A 20,968-nucleotide genomic window follows, 5' to 3' on the forward strand; every position below is an offset into this window, starting at 1 on the left:
CGGTGGGCCCATCACGGGTCCACCGGCGCGTTGGCGTTAACGGCCGCGATTAGGCCGTGGTGTCGATGCGCCCTATGACCTGGCCGGCGGTCAATTTCTGGCCCGGTTCAACGTCTCCACGGTGCAGCACGCCCGCGGCCTCGGCTTCAAGAGGCATCTCGGTCTTCATGGCCTCCAGAACGGCCACGACCTCGCCCAGCTCCACGGTGGCGCCATCTTCCGCGACCCAACGAACCAGGGAACCGTTCAAGGGTGCGGTGAGTTCGAGGTCGTCTCCCTCGCCGGATGCGGAATGAGTCGCGGCATTGTCGCCCGAGAACTGAACGCCGCCCAGGCCCTGAGCCAAGCCGGCACCGATGGCAGCCAGTGCGTCGGACGGGAACCGCACCTTTGTCAGGCGGCCCTCGATCTCGACGCCGGCCGTCACGGACCCCGTGGAGCCGCCGTCGGGCTCACCGAAGAGCGTGCGGTCCCTCAACTCCGGCGCACGGTAACCACCGTCCGCTTCCAAAGAGGGAGTCAGCACGTCCTCGATCCACGTGGTGTACACACGGAACGGATCGTTCGTGAAGTCCTCGTTGTCCACGACGGCGCGGTGGAAGGGGAGCGTTGTTGCGACGCCGGTCAGCACCATCTCATTCAGGGCGCGGCGGGCTCGTCGAAGTGCGGCCTCGCGCGTCGGTCCGGTCACGATCAGTTTCGCGAGCAAAGAGTCGAAGTCGCCGGCGACGGAGGATCCGGCGACCACTCCGGCATCCCAGCGTATCCCGGGGCCGCTCGGCACGGTCAGGGAGGTCACGGACCCTCCCGCCGGAAGGAATCCCCGGCCCGGATCTTCCGCGTTGATGCGGAACTCGATCGAGTGGCCCTTTGGTCGGAGCGGGGACTCGAGGGAGAGCTTCTCGCCCGCGGCGACGTCGAGTTGCAGACCCACGAGATCGACGCCGAAGGTTTCTTCCGTGACCGGGTGCTCGACCTGGATGCGGGTGTTGACCTCCAAGAACGAGATGAGTCCGTCCGATCCCACCAGGAATTCCACGGTGCCGGCGTTGACGTATCCGGCCTCGCGGAAGATGGCACCGGAGGCATCCTCAATGTGGCGCAACTGCTCCTCTGTGAGGAACGGTGCCGGAGACTCCTCGACGAGCTTTTGATTGCGTCGCTGCAGGGAGCAGTCGCGCGTGCCCACCACGACGACGCCACCGTGCGCGTCGGCAATCACCTGCGCCTCCACGTGCCGCGGCTTCTCCAGGAAGCGCTCCACAAAGCATTCGCTCCGCCCGAAGGCGCCCTTGGCCTCGCGGGCTGCGGACTCAAACGCCGATTCGACCTCGTCTAGGTCCCGGACCACGCGCATTCCGCGGCCGCCACCTCCGTGGGCCGCCTTGATGATGATCGGCAGACCATGCTCCTCGGCGAAGGCCCTGGCCTGAGCCTCGTCTTCGAGGGGACCGTCCGTGCCCGGGGCCAACGGGGCGCCGGCCGCCGTCGCAATCGCGCGGGCCTGAATCTTGTCGCCTAAGGCCTCGATGGTTTCGGGGGACGGGCCGATCCACGTCATGCCGGCATCGCCCACGGCCCGGGCAAACTCCGCGGACTCGGCCAGGAATCCGTACCCAGGGTGGACGTCGGTGGCACCGGCGCGCTGGGCGATGTCGAGGAGTTTCTGGATGTTGAGGTACGTCTCCGCCGGAGAATTGCCTTCCAGAGCGTACGCCTCGTCGGCGAGGTGCACGTGGAGGGATTCGGCGTCGGACTCGGCATAGACGGCGACCGTGCCGATACCCCGTTCGGCGCAGGCATGGATCACGCGGACGGCGATCTCCGAGCGGTTGGCGATCAGAACTTTGCGCATGGGATGTTCTCCGTGAGGTTGGTGGGTGATTCGGGGTATGCGTTGGATGTCTTGTGGTGAAGTCGGACTGCGGTGCCGGGTGGCGCTTGGGCCAGCAGCCGAAGATGTTCGGGCTCCACGACGCCGATCACCGGATATCCGCCGGTCACGGGGTGGTCCGCCATGAAGATCACGGGGTGACCATTCGGGGGAACCTGGATCGAACCGGCGACGACGCCTTCACTCGGCAATTCCTTAGCCTGCGCCGCATTCGTGCGGACCAGGGGAGTGGCGCCCTCGGTGCTTTCGGGAGGGGCCAAACGAACCCCCACACGGTTGCTTTCTTGGGCAACCCGCCACGTGAAGTCATTCAGCCGGTTGAGGGAGTCCTCGGTGAACCAGTCGTCGCGAGGGCCGGGGGTGAAGGGGATGTCGGTGACGCCGTCGGCCGGCGGAAGGTCGACGGCGGGCCATGACATGAGGACGGCATGCCGCGGTTCCGGGCCGGCCTGAAGCATGGTGCCGCGGGTGATTGGGGGCGGTCCAAGCCGGGCAAGGGTGTCCGTGGCGGAACTGCCGAGCACGGCGTCGATCTGGAATCCGCCCCGGACGGCGACGTAGACCCGCAGGCCGCGCGTCGTCGGCCCGAGGGTGAGACGTTGCCCTTCCAGGAGAGCAAAGGGCCGGTTTTCCGGCCGGCGTGGCGGTTGGTCGCCGGACACAGTGACTTCGGTGCGGGCGCCCGTGACCGCCAAAACCGTGTCCCGAAGGGCGGTTAGGCTCAAGCCGCCGGCGGTATTCTCGAGCACGGTCGCTGCGGGATCGTTGCCCACGAGCCGGTTCGCCGACTCGGCCGCCTCGGCGTCGGCCCACCCTGAGGGGCTCACACCCCAGTCGATGTGTCCGCGACGGCCCGGGTCCTGAGCGATCGTCGAGAGCCCCGGCGCTTCGATGCGTATCGTGCCCTCATCCGGAGAGTCGCTCGGTTCGGCCGACGCGGATTCTTGTAATTCCATGCTTTCCCGGGTCGCGGTAAAGCGAACCCTCGTGCCTGGAGTAATGAGGGCGGGCACCTCGCGGGAAAGATCCCACACCGGAGAGTTCGTGGTGCCGATCAGCTGCCAACCGCCCGGAGAATCGCTGGGGTAAACGGCGGAAAAATCACCAGCCAAGGCGACGGATCCCGCGGGAACTTTGGTTCGAGGGCTGCTGCGTCGGGGCACGGTGAGTGGTGCGGTGTCATCGCCATCGGCGGGGACGAGATAGGCGAATCCGGGGGAGAATCCGGAGAATGCGGCGGTCCAATTGCGGCCCGAATGGCGGTCGATGACGGCGTCGGTCGAAATGCCCAGGTGTTCCGCGACGTCGTCCAGGTCCTCGCCGTGATACTGCACAGGCAGCTCCACGGTGTTCGCCTCGGAGGCTGATCCCGAGACCCCACGCAGAGATCGCAGGTGTGCTGCCGTCCGGTGCGCCGCGTCGGTGGAGAGCCTGGACCGGAATCGAACGAGCACCGTGGTCGCAGCCGGAATGAGTTCGAGCTGGCCCGGTAGTGGCGAATGCGTCAGCGCCTCGTGGAGGGCCAAGACATCCTTGAGGTCGGGGCAGGTCACGAGGAGGGCAGAGCGTCCAACGGTGTGGACAGTCCTCTGATGGGCCGAATCGGCCGAGTCGTGGGTCATGTGTCTCTCCATTAGTCCCATCGTAGTGGGCTGGAGCACCGTGCTTGAGCCAGACGGCACACGAGCCGAGCGTTTCGGCATCCCGAAACGCTCGGCTCGTGAGGCAGACGCGGTGCGGACCGCGGATTATTTGTAGGTGATCTTCCAGTCCGAGTCGTTGTACGCCGTCTTCACTTGGACCAGAACCGTTTGGTCATCCTTGGATGAATCCGGAAAATCGAGGGTCGCCTTCTTGCCCTGATCCAGATGCTCTTGGAAGACCAGATCGCCCTTGAGATCGTAGGCCGTGATTCTGATGTTCTCCTTGCTGAGGTTGGTCAATTCGCCCGTCTTCTTGGGCCCTTGGTAGGCAAAGGCCACAGAACCGTTGGTCTTCAGATCCCGATCGCCCTTGGACTGGACCGCGTTGGCATCGTAGACCTTGATCTCCCATTGGCCTTCGGTCTCAACGTCGAAGCCCTTCGGATTGCCAAAGAGGCCGTCAAGATCCAGCCAGTTGGACCCTACGGACGAATCGATGTCATTGGCGTAGAGGCCAGCGTGCTCATTCTTGTCATCCAAGCCCCAGATCGAAAAGTTTGAATCGCCCTGGTACCAATACTCGAGGTAGTAGACCTTGCCGTCTTCGAGTTTGTCGGTCTTGACGGACTGCTCTCCGCTTCCGGAGAACTCCACGATCGGTTTGCTGTCGTTCGCGGGAATGTTCTTCTGCTGGGGTTTGGTGCCGCTGGGACCCGCACCGGTGGCGGAAGCCTGGGCGGGATGGCTCGCGGATCCGTCGCCGGACGATGTCGCCTTCCCGCTGGAGTCGGCGGCCTCGGAATTCGAGGAAACCTGGGAGGTTGCTTCGGAGTCATTCCGGTGTCCGCCGATGACGCCCGTCAGGGCCAAGACCAACAAGACGACGAGCACCACCAGGATGGCGCCGATGATCGACAGAATTCCACCGGGGGATGCGAAGAAATTCTTCTTTTTCGGGGGCTGGTTCCACGTGTTGTCGTGATTCCACGCGGTGTTTTGCCCACCCTGAGCGGCATAAGGGTTCGGAGCCGACGAACCGTTCTGGCTGTTCTGCTGGGAATCCCACGATTGCTGAGGATAGTGCTGCGTCGCCGCGGGTTCCGGAGTCGGTTCCTCCGGGATGGCGGAGGGGTCTTCCGGTCGGGCCGAGGGAACCGGGTTCCCGCGCTCATCGACCCAAAAAGGCCAACCTTGCGGCGCCGGGCCCCATTGCGGATCCGGACGCCAACCGGGATCGGGCTGCCATCCCTCGGGCGGCTTCGGCCAATTCGGTGGTGGGTTAAATCGGAGAGCCATTTGGGTTCCTTGGTCGAGTGATGTGGCTAATAATTGCCATTTTGACAGAAAACTCTTCCAAAATTCCCACCTGGCACTAAGAGATGATGAATTCATCGGGGGACTTCGTCGTGTCAGAATCCGGAGGTTCTCCGTGGACTCCACCTGATGAGGGGTCTCCTCCGCCGTCCAGAGCCGCTCGTGGAGAGCCTCCTCAGGGGCCGCCTAGACTGATGACCATGGAAAACGACGCCGGCAGACCGAGCACCCCCGATCCGCCTCAAGCCTCTCAAGGCTCCCCGCGCCCTACTTGGGGGATTTCAGAGCCTGCCGATGAAGGCCATCCGCAGGCAGCGGATCGTGCGAGCCTGGAGGCGGCCCGAGCCTATAAAGAGGCCGGAGCACCTCCGCTGAATCCCGTGCCGATCGAGGATATTCCCTACCACCGACTATGGCGTTCGGACCCCACCCATCGGTGGTGGAAGCCTCTCGTCGAATTCTGCATTTCCGGTCCGCTCTACATGGTGCTGGCCGTGCTGATTACGGTTCTCATGTTTGCCGCACCGGCGATCACCGGGGGTCCGAGACTCACCGTGGGTCCCAACGGATACCCCGATTCCATGTTGGATCATCCCTCGATCTTCGGCCTGATGTTCTTGAGTATCGCGATCATGGTGCCGTGCGTGCTCCTGGCCAGGTTCTTCATGGGCCCCCGGCCTCTCGGATTGATCTTTTCGGTCACCGGTCGGATGCGATGGGGATGGCTGATGCGCTGTTTCATCGCCGGACTGGTGATTTTCATCCTCGCCCAGTTGGTGGGGGTCCTCCTGAGCGGCGGCATGCCGTCCCCCACGCTCCACGGCTCCGTGACCGTGTGGCTTCTCATCATCTCGATCATCCTGGTGCCCATCCAGTGCGTGGGTGAGGAACTGGCTTTTCGCGGATTTCTCTTGCAGTCCATCGGCCGGTGGCTCAAACACCCTGCCTGGGCCGTGCTCTTGCCGGTGCCGCTCTTCGTGCTGAGCCACGGTTACGACCTGTGGGGGCTCATCAGCGTGGGTATCCTAGCGATTATCGCCGGATTCCTGTGCATCGCCACCGGTGGCCTGGAGGCCTCGATAGGACTGCACGTCAGCAACAATCTCACCACCATTCTCTTGGGTGTTTTCGGAATGGCGGACCCCTTTGGCGCCACCGACATCGGCCCCTCGGAAGCCGTGATGACGGTGATCATCGACGGTCTCTACGCCGTCGTCGTGCTGTGGATGGCACGCCGTCAACAAGTCGAAACGCGCCGTCCGGCCGTTGTGGCCGCCCAATCCTGGCCGGGTTGGGCCCTGCATAACGCGGGCCTCGAACCGGTCACCGATCAGCACCACACCATCACTTGGAGGAAGTCATGACCCCGTCCGCGTCGCTCAACGAAGCGCGTCGTTACGCCGAAGACCTCGGAGCGTTTGTCGAAGCGTCCCCGTCGTCTTTTCATGCCGCTCGTGAGGCCGCTCGTCGTCTAGATGGGGCCGGTTTCGTGGAGCAATCCGAGTCGGAGCCTTTCTCCTCGACACCCGGCGGGCGGTATATCCTTCGCGATGGCGCGCTCATCGCGTGGTTCGCCCCGGACGGTGCGGGTGCCGAGGGCGGTTACAAGATCGTGGGCGCACATACCGATTCGCCCTCCTTCAAGCTCAAGCCACGTTCCTCCGTGGACCGCTTCGGGTGGCATCAGGCCGGGGTGGAGGTCTACGGCGGGGCTCTCCTGAACTCATGGCTAGACCGCGAGCTGCGCTTTGCAGGACGGCTGACCGTCCGCGAGGAGGACGGCACCGTGGGGGAGCGGCTGGTGAGTACCGGCCCGGTCGCTCGCATTCCCCAGCTCGCGATCCACCTCGATCGCTCGGTCAACGAGGGTCTCAAGCTGGACCGCCAGCAGCATGTCCAGCCCATTTGGGGTGCCGGTGAAGAGCCTGGGGACGTGCTGGAATTCCTCGCCTCTCAGGCCGATCGGCCTGCCACGGCGGAAGCAATTCTCGGGTACGACGTCGTGCTGGTCGACTCTCAACGTCCCCGCCTCTTTGGTGCCTCCGAAGAGTTCTTGGCCTCGGGCCGTCTGGACAATCTCTCTTCCGTTCACGCGGGCGTCGAGGCGCTGATTCGAGCCGCCCAGGGCGACGTGCACGGCAGCCGGACGCTCGTGCTCGCGGCCTTCGACCACGAGGAGATCGGATCCTCGTCGCGCTCCGGTGCGGCGGGGCCCATCTTGGAAGATGTCTTGACGAGGATCTCCGCGGCCCGTGGCGGCACCTCAGAAGACTACCGACGGGCGCTCGCGGATTCGGTCTGCCTCTCCTCGGACGCCGGTCACCTGGTTCACCCGAACTACCCCTCCCACCATGACCCGGTAAATCAGCCGCGGCCGGGTGCCGGTCCGTTGCTGAAAATCAACGCCAATCAGCGGTATGCCACCGACGCCGTCGGGGCAGCAATCTGGGCGCAGGCTTGCGAAGAGGGCGGTGCGAGCTATCAAGAATTCGTGTCCAATAACGACGTTCCGTGTGGCTCGACGATCGGCCCCATTACCTCCACGCGACTCGGCATCCGGACCATCGACGTCGGCCTCGGTCTGCTCTCGATGCATTCCGCTCGGGAAATGTGCCACGTCGGCGATGCGCTGAACCTGGCGAAGGCGCTGGACGGCTTTTACCGCCTCGACTAAGGCCTCGCCGCCGTGAGGGTATGAAGAGGCCCGGGGCCGGCATCGTCATGGATGCCGGCCCCGGGCCGTTTTGGTGTATCAGGAGGCTCCGGAGAGCCTCGTTTAGGCCTCGCGCGGGAAGCTGGCGGGGTGCACGCCGGCCATTTCCTCGACCACCCGGATCACCTGGCAGGAGTACCCGAATTCGTTGTCGTACCACACGTACACGACGACGGAATGACCGGTGACAATCGTGGCCAGGCCATCGACGATTCCGGCTCGACGGGAGCCCACAAAGTCCGTGGAAACGACCTCGTGAGAATCGGTGTAGTCGATCTGCTTCCGCAGGGTCGAGTTCAGGGACATGTCACGGAGGTAGGCGTTCAGCGTCTCCTTGGACTCCGGAGCTTTCTCGAGCTGGAGGTTCAGAATCGCCATGGAGACGTCCGGGGTAGGAACGCGGATGGCGTTGCCCGTGAGCTTGCCCTCCAGATGGGGGAGGGCCTTGGCCACGGCCTTGGCCGCACCCGTCTCGGTGAGCACCATATTCAGTGCCGCCGAACGTCCACGCCGGTCGCCCTTGTGGAAGTTGTCGATGAGGTTCTGGTCGTTGGTGAACGAGTGAACCGTCTCGACGTGTCCGTGGTTGACGCCGTATTCGTCGTCGAGCACCTTGAGCACCGGGGTGATCGCGTTGGTGGTGCAGGACGCCGCGGAGAGAATTTGGTCGTCGTCGGAGATGATGCCGTCGTTGACACCGCACACGATGTTCTTGAGTTGTCCCTTGCCGGGGGCGGTCAGCAGAACCTTGGACACGCCCTTGGACTTCAGGTGCTGCGAGAGCCCCTCCTCGTCGCGCCAGCGGCCGGTGTTGTCGATGACCAGCGCGTTATCGATGCCGTATTCGGTGTAGTCGACCGTCGAAGGATCCGAGGAGTAGATGAACTGAATCGGAACGCCGTTGGCGGTGACGATGTTGGTGTCCGGGTCTACCTGGATGGTTCCCTGGAATGCGCCGTGTACCGAGTCGCGACGGAGCAACGAGGCCCGCTTGTAGAGGTCGTTCTCGCCATTCTTGCGGACCACGACGGCGCGCAGATTCAATCCGGAGTCGACGCCGCGTTCGATGAGAATCCTGCTCAGGAGGCGGCCGATGCGGCCGAAGCCGTACAGCACGATGTCCTTGCTGGGATGCTCGGAGGAGCCTTTCTGATCGACCACCTCGGCGAGCTGCTCCCGGAGCCAACCGGTCAGGTCGCCGTCGGCGCCCTGAGCCTTGTGCAACTTATTGAGGCGAGCCAAATCCACGGAGGCCGGGCCGAGGTTCAACGAGCTGAGGGCCTCGACGATCGGGAACGTCTCTTCCAGGCTGAGCTCAACGGTGTCGATCTGCCGGGCCCAACGGTGGGCCTTAATGATGTCGGTCACCGACTGGTTGATCAGGCTGCGGCCGTGGATATTCACGACGACGCGGTTTTCGCGATGCAGACGTCCGATGAGCGGAATCATGGCTTCGGCCAGTTCTTCGCGACGGGACCATTCGGTAGGGGTGACGGGATGGGCCACGGTTCGACCTTCACTTTCTCGCCCGAGGCTTCGCTGACCCGGGCATGTCCGTTGGACGCTTCCTTGCGTACTGAGCACCTCCCAGCGTAAAGGATGTCTCGATGGTCACGTTGCGAATTGTGGGAATCTGACCCGGAAAACAACGTGGCACTGGACACATCACGCCATGTCGGAGTACTCATAGGGCGGGTTGCGAGGAGCTTCTCGAGCCCGTCTGTTTCCTCCGAACCGAGGATCGATAGACTGAAGTCATGTTGACCGTCATGGGCGAAGCCCTCGTAGACATCGTGAACCGTGAAGGGGCGGCACCTCGGACCCACCCGGGTGGTAGCCCCCTCAACGTCGCCGTGGGCCTCTCCCGCTTGGGGCATGCCACTCGGTTTATTGGCCGTTATGGCAGGGACGAACACGGCGAGGTGATCGACGAGCACCTCCGTGAATCCGGCGTCGAACGGCCGGTCGGCCCGGACGATGCGCCCACCTCCGTCGCGGAATCCACGCTCGATGCCGAGGGTGGCGCTTCCTACCGCTTCGATCTGGACTGGAACCTCGAGTCCGCTCGGGACCAATTGCCGGAATTGCTGCGGGAAACTGACCTCCTGCACGTTGGTTCCATCGGTGCGATGCTCGAGCCGGGAGCCACAACCGTCGTGGAGGCCACCCGCGACGCCGCCCACCACGCCCTCATTTCTTACGATCCCAATTGCCGCCCCGCGATCATTCCCGACGCCGGTCAGGCTCGCGCGTGGGCAGAGTCCGTGGTGGATCTTGCCGACGTCGTCAAGGCTTCAGACGAGGATCTCCTCTGGCTCTATCCGCATCGCACCGTCGAAGAGTCGGCTCGCGCGTGGCTGGACCGCGGGGTCGGACTCATGGTGATCACCCGCGGACAGCTAGGACCGTGGGCGTTGACCCGCGGCACGGGGCCGCAGGGTGTCCGGGTGTCGCCGCCGAAGGTGACGGTCGCCGATACGGTGGGGGCCGGAGATTCCCTGATGGCGGCCCTGCTCTCGGCGTTGGTGGATCGCGGAATATCTGGCGCGCAGGCCGGCGAGAAGCTCTCCGAGCTGGGCACGGAGCAACTCCGCGAGATTCTGACGCGTGCCGCGGCTGCGGCCGCTATCACGGTTTCCCGGGACGGGGCGGATTCGCCGACCCGGGAGGAATTGGACGCTTTTGAACAACGAGACAAGGAGAACCACCATGCTGAATCGTGAACCTTACGCCGACTTGCCGGATCTGCCGGAATTTACCCTGACCTCCACGGACGTGACCGAAGGCCAGCCGCTCGCCCTCGAGCAGGCATCCGCCGCGATGGGGATTGAGGGCGGCCAAGACCGCGCCCCGCAGCTGGCCTGGTCGGGGGCCCCGGAGGGCACCAAGAGCTACGTGGTGACCTGCTTCGACCCCGATGCGCCGACCCCTTCCGGGTTCTGGCACTTGTGTGTGTCCAATATCCCGGCCTCGGTCACGGAGCTTCCCACGGATTGGGCCTCCCAGGAGGTGGAGGGCGCCATTAAGCACCTCAACGACGGAGGAAACCGCGAGTTCACCGGCGCCGCTCCGCCCCCAGGGCACGGCGCACACCGTTACATCTTCTGCGTCACCGCGGTGGACACCGAAAAGCTCGACCTCGACGAAAGCGCCTCCCCCGCCGTCGTGAACTTCAATCTGTTCTTCCACGGAATTGGTCGGGCATTCCTGACCGGAACATACGAGGTCGCCGAGTGATCAAACTGATCGCCACGGACCTGGACGGCACCGTTCTCGGTCCCGATTTCAGGTTCCGCGATCGGACGATCCGTGCGCTCCGGGCGGCTCGATCCGCCGGCCTGCAGATCGTGTACGTCACGGGCAGACCGCACCGGTGGATCGAGCCGGTCCGCGAGCAAATGGAGTATGACTCGATAGCTATATGTTCTAACGGCGCGGTGGTTTACGACGTCGCCCGTGAAGAAGTTCTCGAGGCCGAGACGGTCGACGCCGAGGTAATCCTCGCGTTGCGAAACCGTCTCGCGGAGCGCCTTCCTCACGCGTCCTATTCGGTCGAAACCTTGGACGGAATCTTTTCCGAAGAGGGGTGGCCTGAGACCAACCTTCGAGAAGTCGAGCGCCGTACCTTCGGGCCGCTGAATCAGGCGCTGTCCCCGGGCGACCAGGTCATCAAATTCCTGGTCCGGGATGACTCTCTCGAGCCGCGACACCTCTACGAGGAAGTGCGGAGTTTGGGTGAGGATGCGGTTTCCGTGACCCACGCCGTCGCCGATCTGCCCCTAGCTGAAGTGGGGCAGCCCGGACTGTCCAAGGGGAGAACGTTGGCCCGGTGGTGTGATCTCGAGGGGATCGCAGCGGAGGACGTGCTGGCCTTCGGGGACATGCCGAACGACACGTCGATGCTTCAGTGGGCTGGCCATGGGTACGCGATGGCTTCCGGGTGGCCGGGTGTCATCGAAGAGGTGGGCCGCACCTGCCCCGGTTTCGAGGACGACGGCGTCGCCCAAGTGATCGAGGAGATCTTGAGCCATGGCTGATCGATCCGAGTCTCCGAAACATACTCGGGTAGAGCCCGTGCGCATTTTGGCCCATCGCGGGCTGGCGGGCGACGGCGACGAAAACTGCCTCTCGGCGTTTCGAGCCGCCCGGGAGGCTGGGGTGACATGGATCGAAACCGACGTGAACGCGACCGCGGACGGTGTGGCGCTGACGATTCATGACCCGGACCTTTCGCGCGTCGCGGGCGTGGACGGCGTCGTCGGCGAGATGACCGCGGCGGAGATCTCCGGTGTGCGGTTGGTGCATGGGGAGAGAATCCCCACCGTGGAAGAAGCTCTCGCGGCCGTTCCGGACGCTTACTTCAATATCGACGTCAAGGACGAAGGCTCGGTCGGGGCCCTGCCCCAGGCCATTGAGGCCTCTGGGGCCGCGGGCCGGGTGCTCGTGACCTCGTTCTCGGAATCAAGACGTCGCCGAGTGTTGCGAAAGTTGCCGGGCGGCGTCGCGTCGAGCGCCGGATATGGCGGCATCGCGGCCTTCAAACTCGTGAGCGCGTGTATTCCACTGCGGGCATGTTCGGCAGTGTGGACGGTCATCTCTCGGGTCATCCGTCCGTGGGTGGCCGAATTCGGAGCGATGCAGGTGCCCGAAACGCAACGGGTGGGGCCGCTGACGGTGCGCGTGGTGACCCCGCGCTTCCTGGCGGCCGCGCATCGGTGCGGCCTGCGCGTCGATGTGTGGACCATCGACGACCCGCGCGACATGATGAGGCTCGCGCAGCTCGGGGTCGACGGCATCGTCACCAACCGGGCGGACGTAGCGCAGGCGACGCTCGGCCCGGGCGCCGCGGACTAGCCCAGCGGAGAAGGATGCTCGGTGGCGTCCGGTTCCAGCGGGTCCGACCCCACGGAGCGACGTCGCCGCGCGATGAAGGCCATGAGGTGGTACACGACCAGCGTGGCCCCCGTGCCCAGGGCAATACCGGCGAACTGCAGGCCGGCGATATCCCAGGTGTAATCCGCGATGCCGACGATCAGGGCCACGGCCGCCGTCGTGAGATTGACCTGATTCGAGAAGTCCACGCGGTTCTGGACCCAGATACGTACACCCAACATGCCGATCATGCCGTACAGCACGGTCGCGGCGCCTCCGAGCACGCCCGCGGGAACGGTGGCTACCGCGGCGCCGAAGACGGGTAAGACCGAGAGCAACAGTGCGACGATCGCCGCGACCCAATACGCTGCCGTGGAATATACCTTGGTCGCGGCCATGACGCCGATGTTTTCGGCGTACGTCGTGGTGCCGGACCCACCGCCGCTGCCGGCGATCGTGGTCGCCAGACCGTCCGCCATGATGGCGCGGCCAGCGTAGTGGTCGAGGTTGTCACCGGTCATCAGCGCCACGGACTTCACATGCCCGATGTTTTCGGCGACCAGCACGAGCACCACGGGGACGAAGAGGCCGGCCAGAGCAAGATGAAATTCCGGGGCATGGAACTGGGGCAGGCCGAAAAGTCCCTCGTTTTTCCAGGCCTCATGGATCGCGCTGAAATCAACCTCACCTCGAATCACCGCCGTGACATACCCGATGATGACGCCGAGAAGAATCGACAGTCGGCCAATAATCCCGCGGAAAAGCACGGAAATCAGAACGATCGAGCCCAAGGTCACGAGCGCCGTAATCGGTGCCTTCATGAAATTATCCTTGGCCGACGGCGCCAGGTTGAAGCCGATCAGCGCGACGATCGACCCCGTGACCAGAGGCGGCATGAGCTTCTGGAGCCACGCCGTGCCAGCCACCTGGACGATCACACCGATCACGAAGAGGGCCAGCCCAGACATCACGATCCCGCCGAGGGCACCACCGGGGCCATACTGGTTCATCGCCGCGCCAATGGGGGCGATGAACGCAAAGGAGGAGCCGAGGTAGGAGGGAACCCTCCCAGCCGTCAGCAGCAGGAAGAGGATGGTCCCGATGCCGGAGAAAAACAACGTCGTCGCCGGCGGGAACCCCGTAATGAGCGGCACCAAGAACGTGGCCCCAAACATCGCGACGACGTGCTGCGCACCGATGCTGATGGTGCGGCCCCACGACAACCGTTCGAGCGGGCCGACGACGTTCCCTGGCGCGACCGTCTTGCCGTCACCGTGAAGGGACCAACCGAAGCTTGCCTTCCGGGACTTTTCCGACGACGGGGGCTGAGGTGCAGAGCTCACGCAGACTCCTGAAGGGTGATGACTGACGACGAATCGGCCCGCGGCCGGACGGCTTCCGTCCTCTGGGCCTCGGCCAGTCTACCCTCGGGTCTTGCGCTCGCGGAGTAGTCGTTGGGCGAGGGCATCCAGGACGATGCCCAAGAGGCCGATCACCAGAATCACCGCGAGCATCTCGTCATATGCCAAGCGATCCCGCGCATTGAGAATCTCGTAGCCCAGCCCGGACGTGACGCCGAGCATCTCGGCCGGAACGATGATGACCCAGGCAATTCCCAATGCCGTGCGGATTCCGGTCAGCATGTGCGCCCTCGCGCTGGGGAGGACGACGTGCCGGAGGACCTCGAAGCTGGTGGCTCCCAGGACCCGAGCCACGTCCACGTGATGCTGGTCGACGGCGCGCACCCCGGCGGCGGTGTTGATGACCACGGGCCAGATCGCGGCGATTCCCACCAGGAAAATCACCGGCGCGTGCCCCACGCCAAATAATGCGACGGCGATGGGCGCCCACGAGAGGGGCGAGACCATCCGCAAGAATTGGATGACGGGCGAGGACGCACCGGCGAAGCGCGGCAACGAGCCCACCGCAACACCCAGGGGAACGCCCAAGACGATGCCAAGGCCAAGTCCCAAGACCAAACGGAGGAGGGACACGCCGATGTCCGGGAGGATGACGCCGCGCCCGAAGAGGGAAGCAAACGCACCGGGCATGCGTTCCGGCTCGAGGGCCGCCAACAGCGTGTTGTGGGCACCCGCGGCGTGCGTGAAGATCCACCACAAGAGGACCGCGATCATCACACCCACGGCCCCGGTGAGCCACGGATTGTTCGCGGAAGCCCGCCGGCGAATTGCCGTCCGGGGAGCGATGGCCTCGCGGGGTGGAGCCGACGTCGTGCGCTCGGGCGCCTGCGGATCACTGGGGTGGGTCACGGCTCGATCTCCTCGGTTCTCTGCGTGGACGACGCGCCGAAGGTGCCCATGCCGCCAACCTTCTCGATGGATCGGGAGACGAGGCGCGTATCGATGAGGTCGCGCTGGGCCTGGGCGGGGTCAAGCCCCGAGAGGAAGTCGCTCGGGGCGTCGACCACCGTTTCGCGCATCGCGGTCAGTAATTCGGCGGTGAAACTCTCGTACGGGTACGGCGCAAAGTCGATGAGCTGCCCGCCCCAACCCGGGTGGTGAACCGCGCCCGGAAAGTCGGCGGCGTGGTCCGTGAGGGCCCGACGAATCGCGGGCAGCGGCTGGGGCAGGTAGGAGTCGCTGAGGATTTTCGCGGCCTCGGCCCGGTTCTCACGGGTCCACGATTGCGCCGCCACGAGGCCGTCCATGAATGATTGAGCCGTGTCGGCGTCGTCGTCCACGATCGATCCACGGAGCACCGTCACGCAGCAGGCGTGGTCTTTCCACACATCGCCAAGGTAACGGAGGGTTTTGCCGATGTGTTGGACAAAAGCCGCCGCGTTGAACGGGTCGGCGACCACGAACCCCCTGATCACCCCGTTGGCCAGGGCCGGAATCATGTCCGAGGGAGCCATGACCACGAGCTGAACCTCGCCCGCCGACGCCGAAGGAGACGTTCGAATGACCGGGGTGAGCCCTTCACTCCGGAGCAATTTTTGGAGGACGACGTTGTGCACGGACCACCACGCGGGAATCGCGACGGTGGCTCCGGCGAGATCCCCGACGTCGTCGATGGTCGGGGAAACGGTCAACGCGGAGCCGTTGATGTGGTTCCAGGCGGTGATTCGGGCGTCGGCTCCCAGCCCGTATTTCAGGTGGAGGGCCATGGGCATGAGAAGGTGCATGGCGTCGATCTCGCCGCTGATGAAGGCCTCAGAGAGTGAGGACCACGAGCGAAACAGCGTGGGTTTCTGCACGTCGGCACCGTGTTCGGCAAACAGGCCGCGGGCGTGGCCCACAAGCAATGGGGCGGCGTCGGTGATGGGGAGGTAGCCGATGCGAATCTGTGAGGACGTCGCGCTGGTGGATCCCAGCCCGACGCCGGCCGCCCACGTCCCCGAGGCGGCCACCGCAAGGCCTGCGCCGGCTCCCAACACGGTGCGGCGATTCGCGGAGAACCCGGACACCCCGCCCGAAGGTTGATTTGAGGAGGGACGTGTCATATCGAGTAGTCACCGCGGGCTTGGCGGTAGTAACCGCGGATGGAGGCCGTCAAGGCTCCCGGATCGGCCTCCGGTGAAGCCTGGTCCCGGTTCACGGACCACTCCTGGGAGAAGCCTCCGGGACCGTCGAAAAATCCCACGCGGTCGGCCAGGGCGGTGGCTTCGTCGACGTCGTGAGTCACCGTGATGCACGTCAATGACAGACGGCGCATCAGATCCCGCAACCAGCCCTGGAGGTCTTCGCGCGTCGCGGGGTCCAGGGCGGAGAGGGGCTCGTCCAGGAGGAGGACGTCCGGCGTCAGCGCCAAGGCCCGCCCCACGGCGACGCGTTGGGCCTGGCCGCCGGAGAGTTGCTCAGGATACGCGTCCTTGAGGTGTCGCAAGCCGAGCGTGCCGAGCAGATCATCGACCGTGGTATCGCTGAGGCGGTCTCGATTCTTGGAGAAGCGCCCAGACAGTGCGATGTTTTGCGAGACGGTCAGCCACGGGTAGAGGGCGGCGTCTTGAAACACCATCGCGAGCCGCTCGGACGACTCGGCCAAGGGGGATCCGTCTAAACGGACCTCGCCGGAATCGAGGTTTTCGAGGCCGGCGATGGAACGTAACAGGGTGGACTTGCCGGAGCCGGAGGGGCCCAGGATGACGTAGGACTCGCCGTCTTCAACGGTGAGGTCGACGTCGTCCAGGGCCGGTTCTTGCGCTCCGGGGTAGGTTTTGCGCGCCTTGGCGACGCTCAGCTGTGCCACGTCGACCTACCCTCTGCGAATTTCGCTCCGCAGGTGGCCCTCCGTGGGCGACTGCACCGGAAGGAAGCTCGCTTCGCGGAATCGCCGGGCCGTGGCCGAGGTGGCGACGTATCCGCGACCTCCCACGACCGTGAGTTCCAGGTGGGCCGCAGCTTGCGCGAGGTGGGCGGCGTTCAGCCGAGCCTTCAGGACGTCTAGCCGACCCGCGGCCGCAGGATCCTCGGCGAGGCGTATGACCTCCTCCGACAACTCGCGGAATTCTTGTTCGCGGCGGTCGAAGTCCTCGCGGAAGACCCCATTACTGGAGTCCCGGTATTCCTGGGCGCTGGTGAGGGCGGCCGCGCTCAAGCCGAGGCAAAACGACGCCTGCATCAGCAAGAATGGCGCACTGACCGAGGCGAGGAAGCCGGGAACGTCGTCGGAGAGCACGTCCTCGGAAGGAACGTGAACATTGGTGACCTTGGTGAATCCCGAGGCGGTGGCGTCCAAGGCCAAGAGATTTTTCATGGGTTTGACGTCGAAACCCGCGGCGTCCGTCCGAACGGTCACGATCAGCTTGTGGCCTTCGGCGGTGACCACGGGTAATACCGCGACGCCGTGCGGGTACAGATTCGATGCCCAGGGGATCACGCCGTTGAGAACGTAGCCGTCCTCCGTAGGTTCGGCCGTGACCGCGATGTTCCCGACGCCGGCCGCGTCCTTGAACGCCGCAGCCATCGCCGTGCTTCCGCTCACCGATCCGTCAGCCAGGCCATCCGGCAAGGAACGGCCGACGGCGTCGAAAAACGTGATGGTGGACCGATGCGCCCAGAGGGAGAAGGCTGTGGACATGCATTCGGTCGCCAGGTCATAGATCACGGCAGCCTGCGGGAGTAGTGAGCCGTGACGCCCCTTCGTCAGCAGGCCGAGTTCTCCCAAACGCCGCAGGGTCTCGAACGGGGAGGCCTCGTCGGCGTCCACGCTCGCGGCCTGTTCCGCGGCCAAACTCAGCACGGTTGCGCGTTCGGGGTATTCGACCAGCGCGGGGACCTTGCTGTGGGACTCCGCGGTTTCGGAAGAGGTTCGGGACTGGATGCTCGGCGTGGCGGTCATGGTGTGGCTCCTAGCGATGGCCCGGGGTGTGGTTGTGGGGCCCGTTGGGTGGTGGTTGGCCGGTTGGTTGGGCGGCGGGAAGGGGCTCTTTGGTGGGGGTTTCCGGCTGGTGGGCGTTTGCCGGGGCTGGTCGGTGGCGGGAAGCGGCTATCTGGTGGGGTTTCCCGTCGGGGGTTGCTGGTCGTCGTCGGCCTGGTTGGCGGGAAGCGGCTATCTGGTGGGGTTTCCCTGGTGATGTGGTGATTGCCCGCGTTGTTCGTTGGCGGGATGCGGCTCTCAGGGGGCGGTTTCCCGGGTTATGTGGCGTTTACCCGCGTTTGGCGGGTGGCTGGGCGACGTCGTTCGGTGGTGGTTTCCCGCCTTTGGTGGCGCCTACCGCTATTAGGTGGTGCTTTAACCGTCACCTAATAGCGGTGGACCCCTCCGAATCGGGTAACCGCCACCGAACCGGGTAACCGCCACCGCCGGGCGAGGCAACCACCGCGGAATCGGGTGACGGCCCAGTCGGGCAACCGCCACGAAAGGGGGGGCTGGGGGAGACGCCGTCTGCGCACCGCGCGTTACGCACCGCTCCAAACCGCGCGTCTCGCACCGCTGCGCACCACGCACCACGCCACCCCGAACGCCACACGTCCCAAGCGAAACCGTCTGCACCCCTGAAACGCCGACGTCGGCCCGTGCGCAGACACCCGGCAACCGTAGCGCTACCTCCACCGATCTTCACCGACCAGCGCAAACACTGAAGTCAACCCCGAAATTCCAGGACACAGCGAAGCGCCGGAACCCGAAACGCTCACACCCGCCGATTCGAGAAGACCGATCGAGCACGCGCCCCCGACAATGAGGGTGTTACGCGTCCAGCTTGTGCAGGCGGTCGATCGGCGTCGAGACCGCTGCGCGGGCGCGGGTCACGGCGTCTTCGTCCGGTGCGTCGTAGAAGCACAGGCACTTGACGGTGTCTTCACGCACGTAGGTGCGGAGGAACGAAACCTCCGGGACCTCGGCGTACTTGGGCGAATTGGCCTTCTTGCGGGCGAGGTACTGATCCATCGTGATCTCGGCGGGGATGTCCCACTCCACGAGGTAATCGGCGTTCTTTTTGAGCTTCTTGATGTCCTCAAGCTCGGCGCCGACCAAGCGCACGGGGTCGGGGCCGGTCACCTTTGCGCGCTCGGCGACGGCCGACTCCACAGCGGGGGTGATGGCCTCAGCCGAATCGGCCTCGACGATCACGAAGACCTGTGCGTGGTCCGCGGTGACCTGAGATTCGATGAATTCGGCGGCGACGTCGTCGGCGCCCAGGGCATTCGAGACCCGCTTGATGATCTGGCCGGCCTCATCCTTGGAGGGCTGTTGCGGGGCGATTTCCATGAGGAACAGTGACATGTGGATCCTTTCGGTTGGGGAGGCCGCATGGTGGTTCAAGCGGTCCTCCGGCTCGTTCTGCTGTTCAACCTAGGACCGCGCCGGAAAGCATTCCAAGCCTCGCGACACATAACTCAATGTTGCCTCGGCCCGTCACAGAACCCTCGGCGAGGCTCTTCTCCGCAATGTCGCGCCAGAGACGACGAACGGGCGGGACCCCGTGTGGAGTCCCGCCCGTTCGCTCTCCGGAAAGGTGCCTCGGCGACCTTGCCCGTGAGGGTTACCGCAGTCCGCGCATCATCGTGAGAATCGGCTTGCGGAAGAGCCACAAGATGATGCCCGCGATCACGCTGATCAGACCCATGGTCGCGAAGTATGGAACCTCATTGGGCTCCGAGTAGTACTTGGCGAGGAAGCCGGACAGCGCCGTGCCCATGGCGACGGAGGTCCAGTACCACGCCATCATCTGCGACTTGTGGGCCTCCGGCGAGAACCGCGTGGTGGCTGACGTTCCCGTGGGGGACAGCGTGAGCTCGGAGATCGTGCACACGAACAGGATCAGCACCAACCACCAGAGGCTCACGATGTGATGCCCGGCGGGCAGCAGGAAGATCAGGAAGGCGATGCCGACGCCGACCATGCCCAGCGCAAACTTGGTCACCGTGGAGGGCTGCCGGTTGCCCAGCTTGGTCCACAGGGTCGCGAAGACGGTTCCCAAAAGAATGATGAACACCGGGTTGATCGACTGGAACAGCCCCGGCTTGAACTCCATGCCGAAGAGATGCCAATCAAGGCGCGAATCCGAATAGACGGCCATCACCGTGAATTGCTGCTGGTAGAGGGCCCAGAAGACGGCGTTGCCGATCCACAGCGGGATGAACGCCAAAACGCGGGAGTGCTCGTCAGCGGTGGTCTGCTTGCTGCGGACCAAAATGACGCACAAGATGATCGCGCCGATCAAGGTGACACCGATGACCCAGTTGGAAATGTTGTCCGGGGTAATGAGGCCGACGGCGCTCAGGATCAGCACCAGGGCCACGATCACGACGACGGCGCCCACGAACAGCGACTTTTGCCGAGTGCTGGCCGGGTTGTTCACATAGTGCACCGATTCGGGCAGATTCTTGCGGGTCATCCAATACTGGAGCAGACCGAAGGCCATGCCGATCGCCGCGAGGAGGAAGCCGAAGTGGAAGCCGAGGGCTCCCCAGCCGAAGTTGGTCAGCAGCGGACCGAAGAGTGCGCCGATATTGACGCCCATGTAGAACACCGTGAAGCCGGCCTCGCGGCGCATGTCTTTGGTGTCGTAAAGCGAGGCGACGAGGACCGACGCGTTGGTCTTCAGGCATCCCGAGCCGACGGCGATCAGCACCAGGCCGATGATCACACCGGCGAAGTTCGGAATCGCGGACAGTGCCAAATGGCCAAACATGATGGCGATGGCGGAGTAGAACAAGGTCTTTTCGGGGCCGAAGACTCGGTCGCCGAGATACCCGCCCACGATGGCCATGAGGTAGACCATGCCGCCGTAGGCGCCGATGATTCCGGTCGCTGCGGCCTGGTCAAAACCCAGGCCTCCGTCGGCGGCCGAATAGTAAAGGTAGTACACGAGGATGCCTTGCATCCCGTAGAAGGAGAAGCGCTCCCACATCTCGACGGAGAAGAGATTGGCGAGCATGCGCGGATGGCCGAAGAAGGTCTTGCCGCTCGGATTCCGAGGGTCAACCTCCGTGCCTTCAGCGATGTGACTGGACATCGGATTGCACCGTTCATGAATAGTTGAGAATTATGCCGTTGGCAACTCTAGCTCCAATATGTGATCCGACGCATAATCGGATGGCCTGCCGGTCAGCTGGTCACAACCGT

The 20,968-nt window shown here is 64.5% G+C and carries 17 protein-coding genes; 6 read left to right on the forward strand and 11 right to left on the reverse strand.

What is annotated here, in order from left to right; genetic code table 11:
- Positions 1–49: 49 nt before the first annotated feature.
- The 3 genes from B9Y51_RS05165 to B9Y51_RS05175 all read right to left on the reverse strand — a co-directional run bounded on the left by B9Y51_RS05165 (position 50) and on the right by B9Y51_RS05175 (position 4,833).
- Positions 50–1,855 carry an acetyl/propionyl/methylcrotonyl-CoA carboxylase subunit alpha gene (locus B9Y51_RS05165; RefSeq protein WP_085529039.1) on the reverse strand — a complete coding sequence of 602 codons (1,806 nt, stop codon included), beginning with the start codon at positions 1,853–1,855 and terminating at the stop codon, positions 50–52.
- Positions 1,840–3,516, reverse strand: a complete 1,677-nt coding sequence (locus B9Y51_RS05170) for a 5-oxoprolinase subunit B/C family protein (protein WP_085529040.1) — start codon at positions 3,514–3,516, stop codon at positions 1,840–1,842. Before B9Y51_RS05170 ends, B9Y51_RS05165 begins: the two co-directional genes overlap by 16 nt.
- Positions 3,517–3,642: 126 nt before the next feature.
- Positions 3,643–4,833, reverse strand: coding sequence for a hypothetical protein (locus B9Y51_RS05175; protein ID WP_085529041.1), 1,191 nt, complete (start codon positions 4,831–4,833; stop codon positions 3,643–3,645).
- A gap of 218 nt (positions 4,834–5,051) precedes the next feature.
- Here B9Y51_RS05175 and B9Y51_RS05180 point away from each other — a divergent pair, with 218 nt between their 5' ends.
- Together B9Y51_RS05180 and B9Y51_RS05185 are read left to right on the forward strand one after the other, a co-directional pair.
- Complete coding sequence (locus tag B9Y51_RS05180; protein ID WP_158088257.1) at positions 5,052–6,215, forward strand: CPBP family intramembrane glutamic endopeptidase; 1,164 nt, start codon at positions 5,052–5,054, stop codon at positions 6,213–6,215.
- Positions 6,212–7,525 (forward strand): M18 family aminopeptidase, encoded by a 1,314-nt coding sequence (locus tag B9Y51_RS05185; protein ID WP_085529043.1) that lies wholly within the window; start codon positions 6,212–6,214, stop codon positions 7,523–7,525. The genes B9Y51_RS05180 and B9Y51_RS05185 overlap by 4 nt, the downstream gene beginning before the upstream one ends.
- 102 nt (positions 7,526–7,627) lie before the next feature.
- Here the strand turns inward: B9Y51_RS05185 and B9Y51_RS05190 are convergent, their stop codons facing one another.
- The gene (locus B9Y51_RS05190; RefSeq protein WP_281252074.1) at positions 7,628–9,070 is read right to left on the reverse strand and encodes a glyceraldehyde-3-phosphate dehydrogenase; all 1,443 of its coding nucleotides are present in this window, start codon (positions 9,068–9,070) and stop codon (positions 7,628–7,630) included.
- Between the two features lie 251 nt (positions 9,071–9,321).
- Here B9Y51_RS05190 and B9Y51_RS05195 point away from each other — a divergent pair, with 251 nt between their 5' ends.
- The 4 genes from B9Y51_RS05195 to B9Y51_RS05210 are packed head-to-tail and all read left to right on the forward strand — an operon-like array spanning position 9,322 to position 12,418.
- Positions 9,322–10,287 carry a carbohydrate kinase family protein gene (locus B9Y51_RS05195; RefSeq protein WP_048681523.1) on the forward strand — a complete coding sequence of 322 codons (966 nt, stop codon included), beginning with the start codon at positions 9,322–9,324 and terminating at the stop codon, positions 10,285–10,287.
- Positions 10,274–10,801: a YbhB/YbcL family Raf kinase inhibitor-like protein gene (locus B9Y51_RS05200; RefSeq protein ID WP_048681521.1), complete on the forward strand. Its 528-nt coding sequence runs from the start codon at positions 10,274–10,276 to the stop codon at positions 10,799–10,801. The genes B9Y51_RS05195 and B9Y51_RS05200 overlap by 14 nt, the downstream gene beginning before the upstream one ends.
- A complete protein-coding gene (locus B9Y51_RS05205) occupies positions 10,798–11,601 on the forward strand; it encodes an HAD family hydrolase (protein ID WP_048681519.1) in 804 nt (267 codons plus the stop codon). Before B9Y51_RS05200 ends, B9Y51_RS05205 begins: the two co-directional genes overlap by 4 nt.
- Positions 11,594–12,418 carry a glycerophosphodiester phosphodiesterase family protein gene (locus B9Y51_RS05210; RefSeq protein WP_085529044.1) on the forward strand — a complete coding sequence of 275 codons (825 nt, stop codon included), beginning with the start codon at positions 11,594–11,596 and terminating at the stop codon, positions 12,416–12,418. The genes B9Y51_RS05205 and B9Y51_RS05210 overlap by 8 nt, the downstream gene beginning before the upstream one ends.
- On the opposite strand, the gene B9Y51_RS05215 is transcribed toward B9Y51_RS05210, so the two are convergent.
- From B9Y51_RS05215 to B9Y51_RS05250, 7 genes are all read right to left on the reverse strand, one after another.
- A complete protein-coding gene (locus B9Y51_RS05215; protein ID WP_085529045.1) occupies positions 12,415–13,779 on the reverse strand; it encodes a uracil-xanthine permease family protein in 1,365 nt (454 codons plus the stop codon). The two genes, B9Y51_RS05210 and B9Y51_RS05215, sit on opposite strands and share 4 nt — an antisense overlap.
- Before the next feature lie 78 nt (positions 13,780–13,857).
- The gene (locus B9Y51_RS05220; protein ID WP_245826077.1) at positions 13,858–14,706 is read right to left on the reverse strand and encodes an ABC transporter permease; all 849 of its coding nucleotides are present in this window, start codon (positions 14,704–14,706) and stop codon (positions 13,858–13,860) included.
- Positions 14,703–15,899, reverse strand: coding sequence for an ABC transporter substrate-binding protein (locus B9Y51_RS05225; protein WP_085529046.1), 1,197 nt, complete (start codon positions 15,897–15,899; stop codon positions 14,703–14,705). Before B9Y51_RS05225 ends, B9Y51_RS05220 begins: the two co-directional genes overlap by 4 nt.
- Positions 15,896–16,645, reverse strand: a complete 750-nt coding sequence (locus B9Y51_RS05230; protein ID WP_143468009.1) for an ABC transporter ATP-binding protein — start codon at positions 16,643–16,645, stop codon at positions 15,896–15,898. Before B9Y51_RS05230 ends, B9Y51_RS05225 begins: the two co-directional genes overlap by 4 nt.
- A 6-nt stretch (positions 16,646–16,651) precedes the next feature.
- Complete coding sequence (locus B9Y51_RS05235) at positions 16,652–17,737, reverse strand: acyl-CoA dehydrogenase family protein (protein WP_245826078.1); 1,086 nt, start codon at positions 17,735–17,737, stop codon at positions 16,652–16,654.
- Between the two features lie 849 nt (positions 17,738–18,586).
- A complete protein-coding gene (locus B9Y51_RS05245; RefSeq protein WP_085529048.1) occupies positions 18,587–19,123 on the reverse strand; it encodes a DUF4242 domain-containing protein in 537 nt (178 codons plus the stop codon).
- A gap of 259 nt (positions 19,124–19,382) precedes the next feature.
- On the reverse strand, positions 19,383–20,858 hold the full coding sequence (locus tag B9Y51_RS05250) for a peptide MFS transporter (protein ID WP_048681502.1): 1,476 nt from the start codon (positions 20,856–20,858) through the stop codon (positions 19,383–19,385).
- Positions 20,859–20,968 lie beyond the last annotated feature (110 nt).

Origin of the sequence: Kocuria massiliensis, assembly GCF_900169715.1 — a bacterium.
GTDB classification, from domain to species: Bacteria; Actinomycetota; Actinomycetes; order Actinomycetales; family Micrococcaceae; genus Rothia; species Rothia massiliensis.

Bases quoted from the DNA above. Each gene is read 5' to 3' on its own strand.
- B9Y51_RS05180 (WP_158088257.1), top strand. From the start codon at position 5,052: ATGGAAAACGACGCCGGCAGACCGAGCACCCCCGATCCGCCTCAAGCC.
- B9Y51_RS05175 (WP_085529041.1), bottom strand. From the start codon at position 4,833: ATGGCTCTCCGATTTAACCCACCACCGAATTGGCCGAAGCCGCCCGAG.
- B9Y51_RS05235 (WP_245826078.1), bottom strand. From the start codon at position 17,737: ATGACCGCCACGCCGAGCATCCAGTCCCGAACCTCTTCCGAAACCGCG.
- B9Y51_RS05195 (WP_048681523.1), top strand. From the start codon at position 9,322: ATGTTGACCGTCATGGGCGAAGCCCTCGTAGACATCGTGAACCGTGAA.
- B9Y51_RS05165 (WP_085529039.1), bottom strand. From the start codon at position 1,855: ATGCGCAAAGTTCTGATCGCCAACCGCTCGGAGATCGCCGTCCGCGTG.
- B9Y51_RS05185 (WP_085529043.1), top strand. From the start codon at position 6,212: ATGACCCCGTCCGCGTCGCTCAACGAAGCGCGTCGTTACGCCGAAGAC.
- B9Y51_RS05250 (WP_048681502.1), bottom strand. From the start codon at position 20,858: ATGTCCAGTCACATCGCTGAAGGCACGGAGGTTGACCCTCGGAATCCG.
- B9Y51_RS05200 (WP_048681521.1), top strand. From the start codon at position 10,274: ATGCTGAATCGTGAACCTTACGCCGACTTGCCGGATCTGCCGGAATTT.
- B9Y51_RS05210 (WP_085529044.1), top strand. From the start codon at position 11,594: ATGGCTGATCGATCCGAGTCTCCGAAACATACTCGGGTAGAGCCCGTG.
- B9Y51_RS05245 (WP_085529048.1), bottom strand. From the start codon at position 19,123: ATGTCACTGTTCCTCATGGAAATCGCCCCGCAACAGCCCTCCAAGGAT.
- B9Y51_RS05225 (WP_085529046.1), bottom strand. From the start codon at position 15,899: ATGACACGTCCCTCCTCAAATCAACCTTCGGGCGGGGTGTCCGGGTTC.
- B9Y51_RS05170 (WP_085529040.1), bottom strand. From the start codon at position 3,516: ATGACCCACGACTCGGCCGATTCGGCCCATCAGAGGACTGTCCACACC.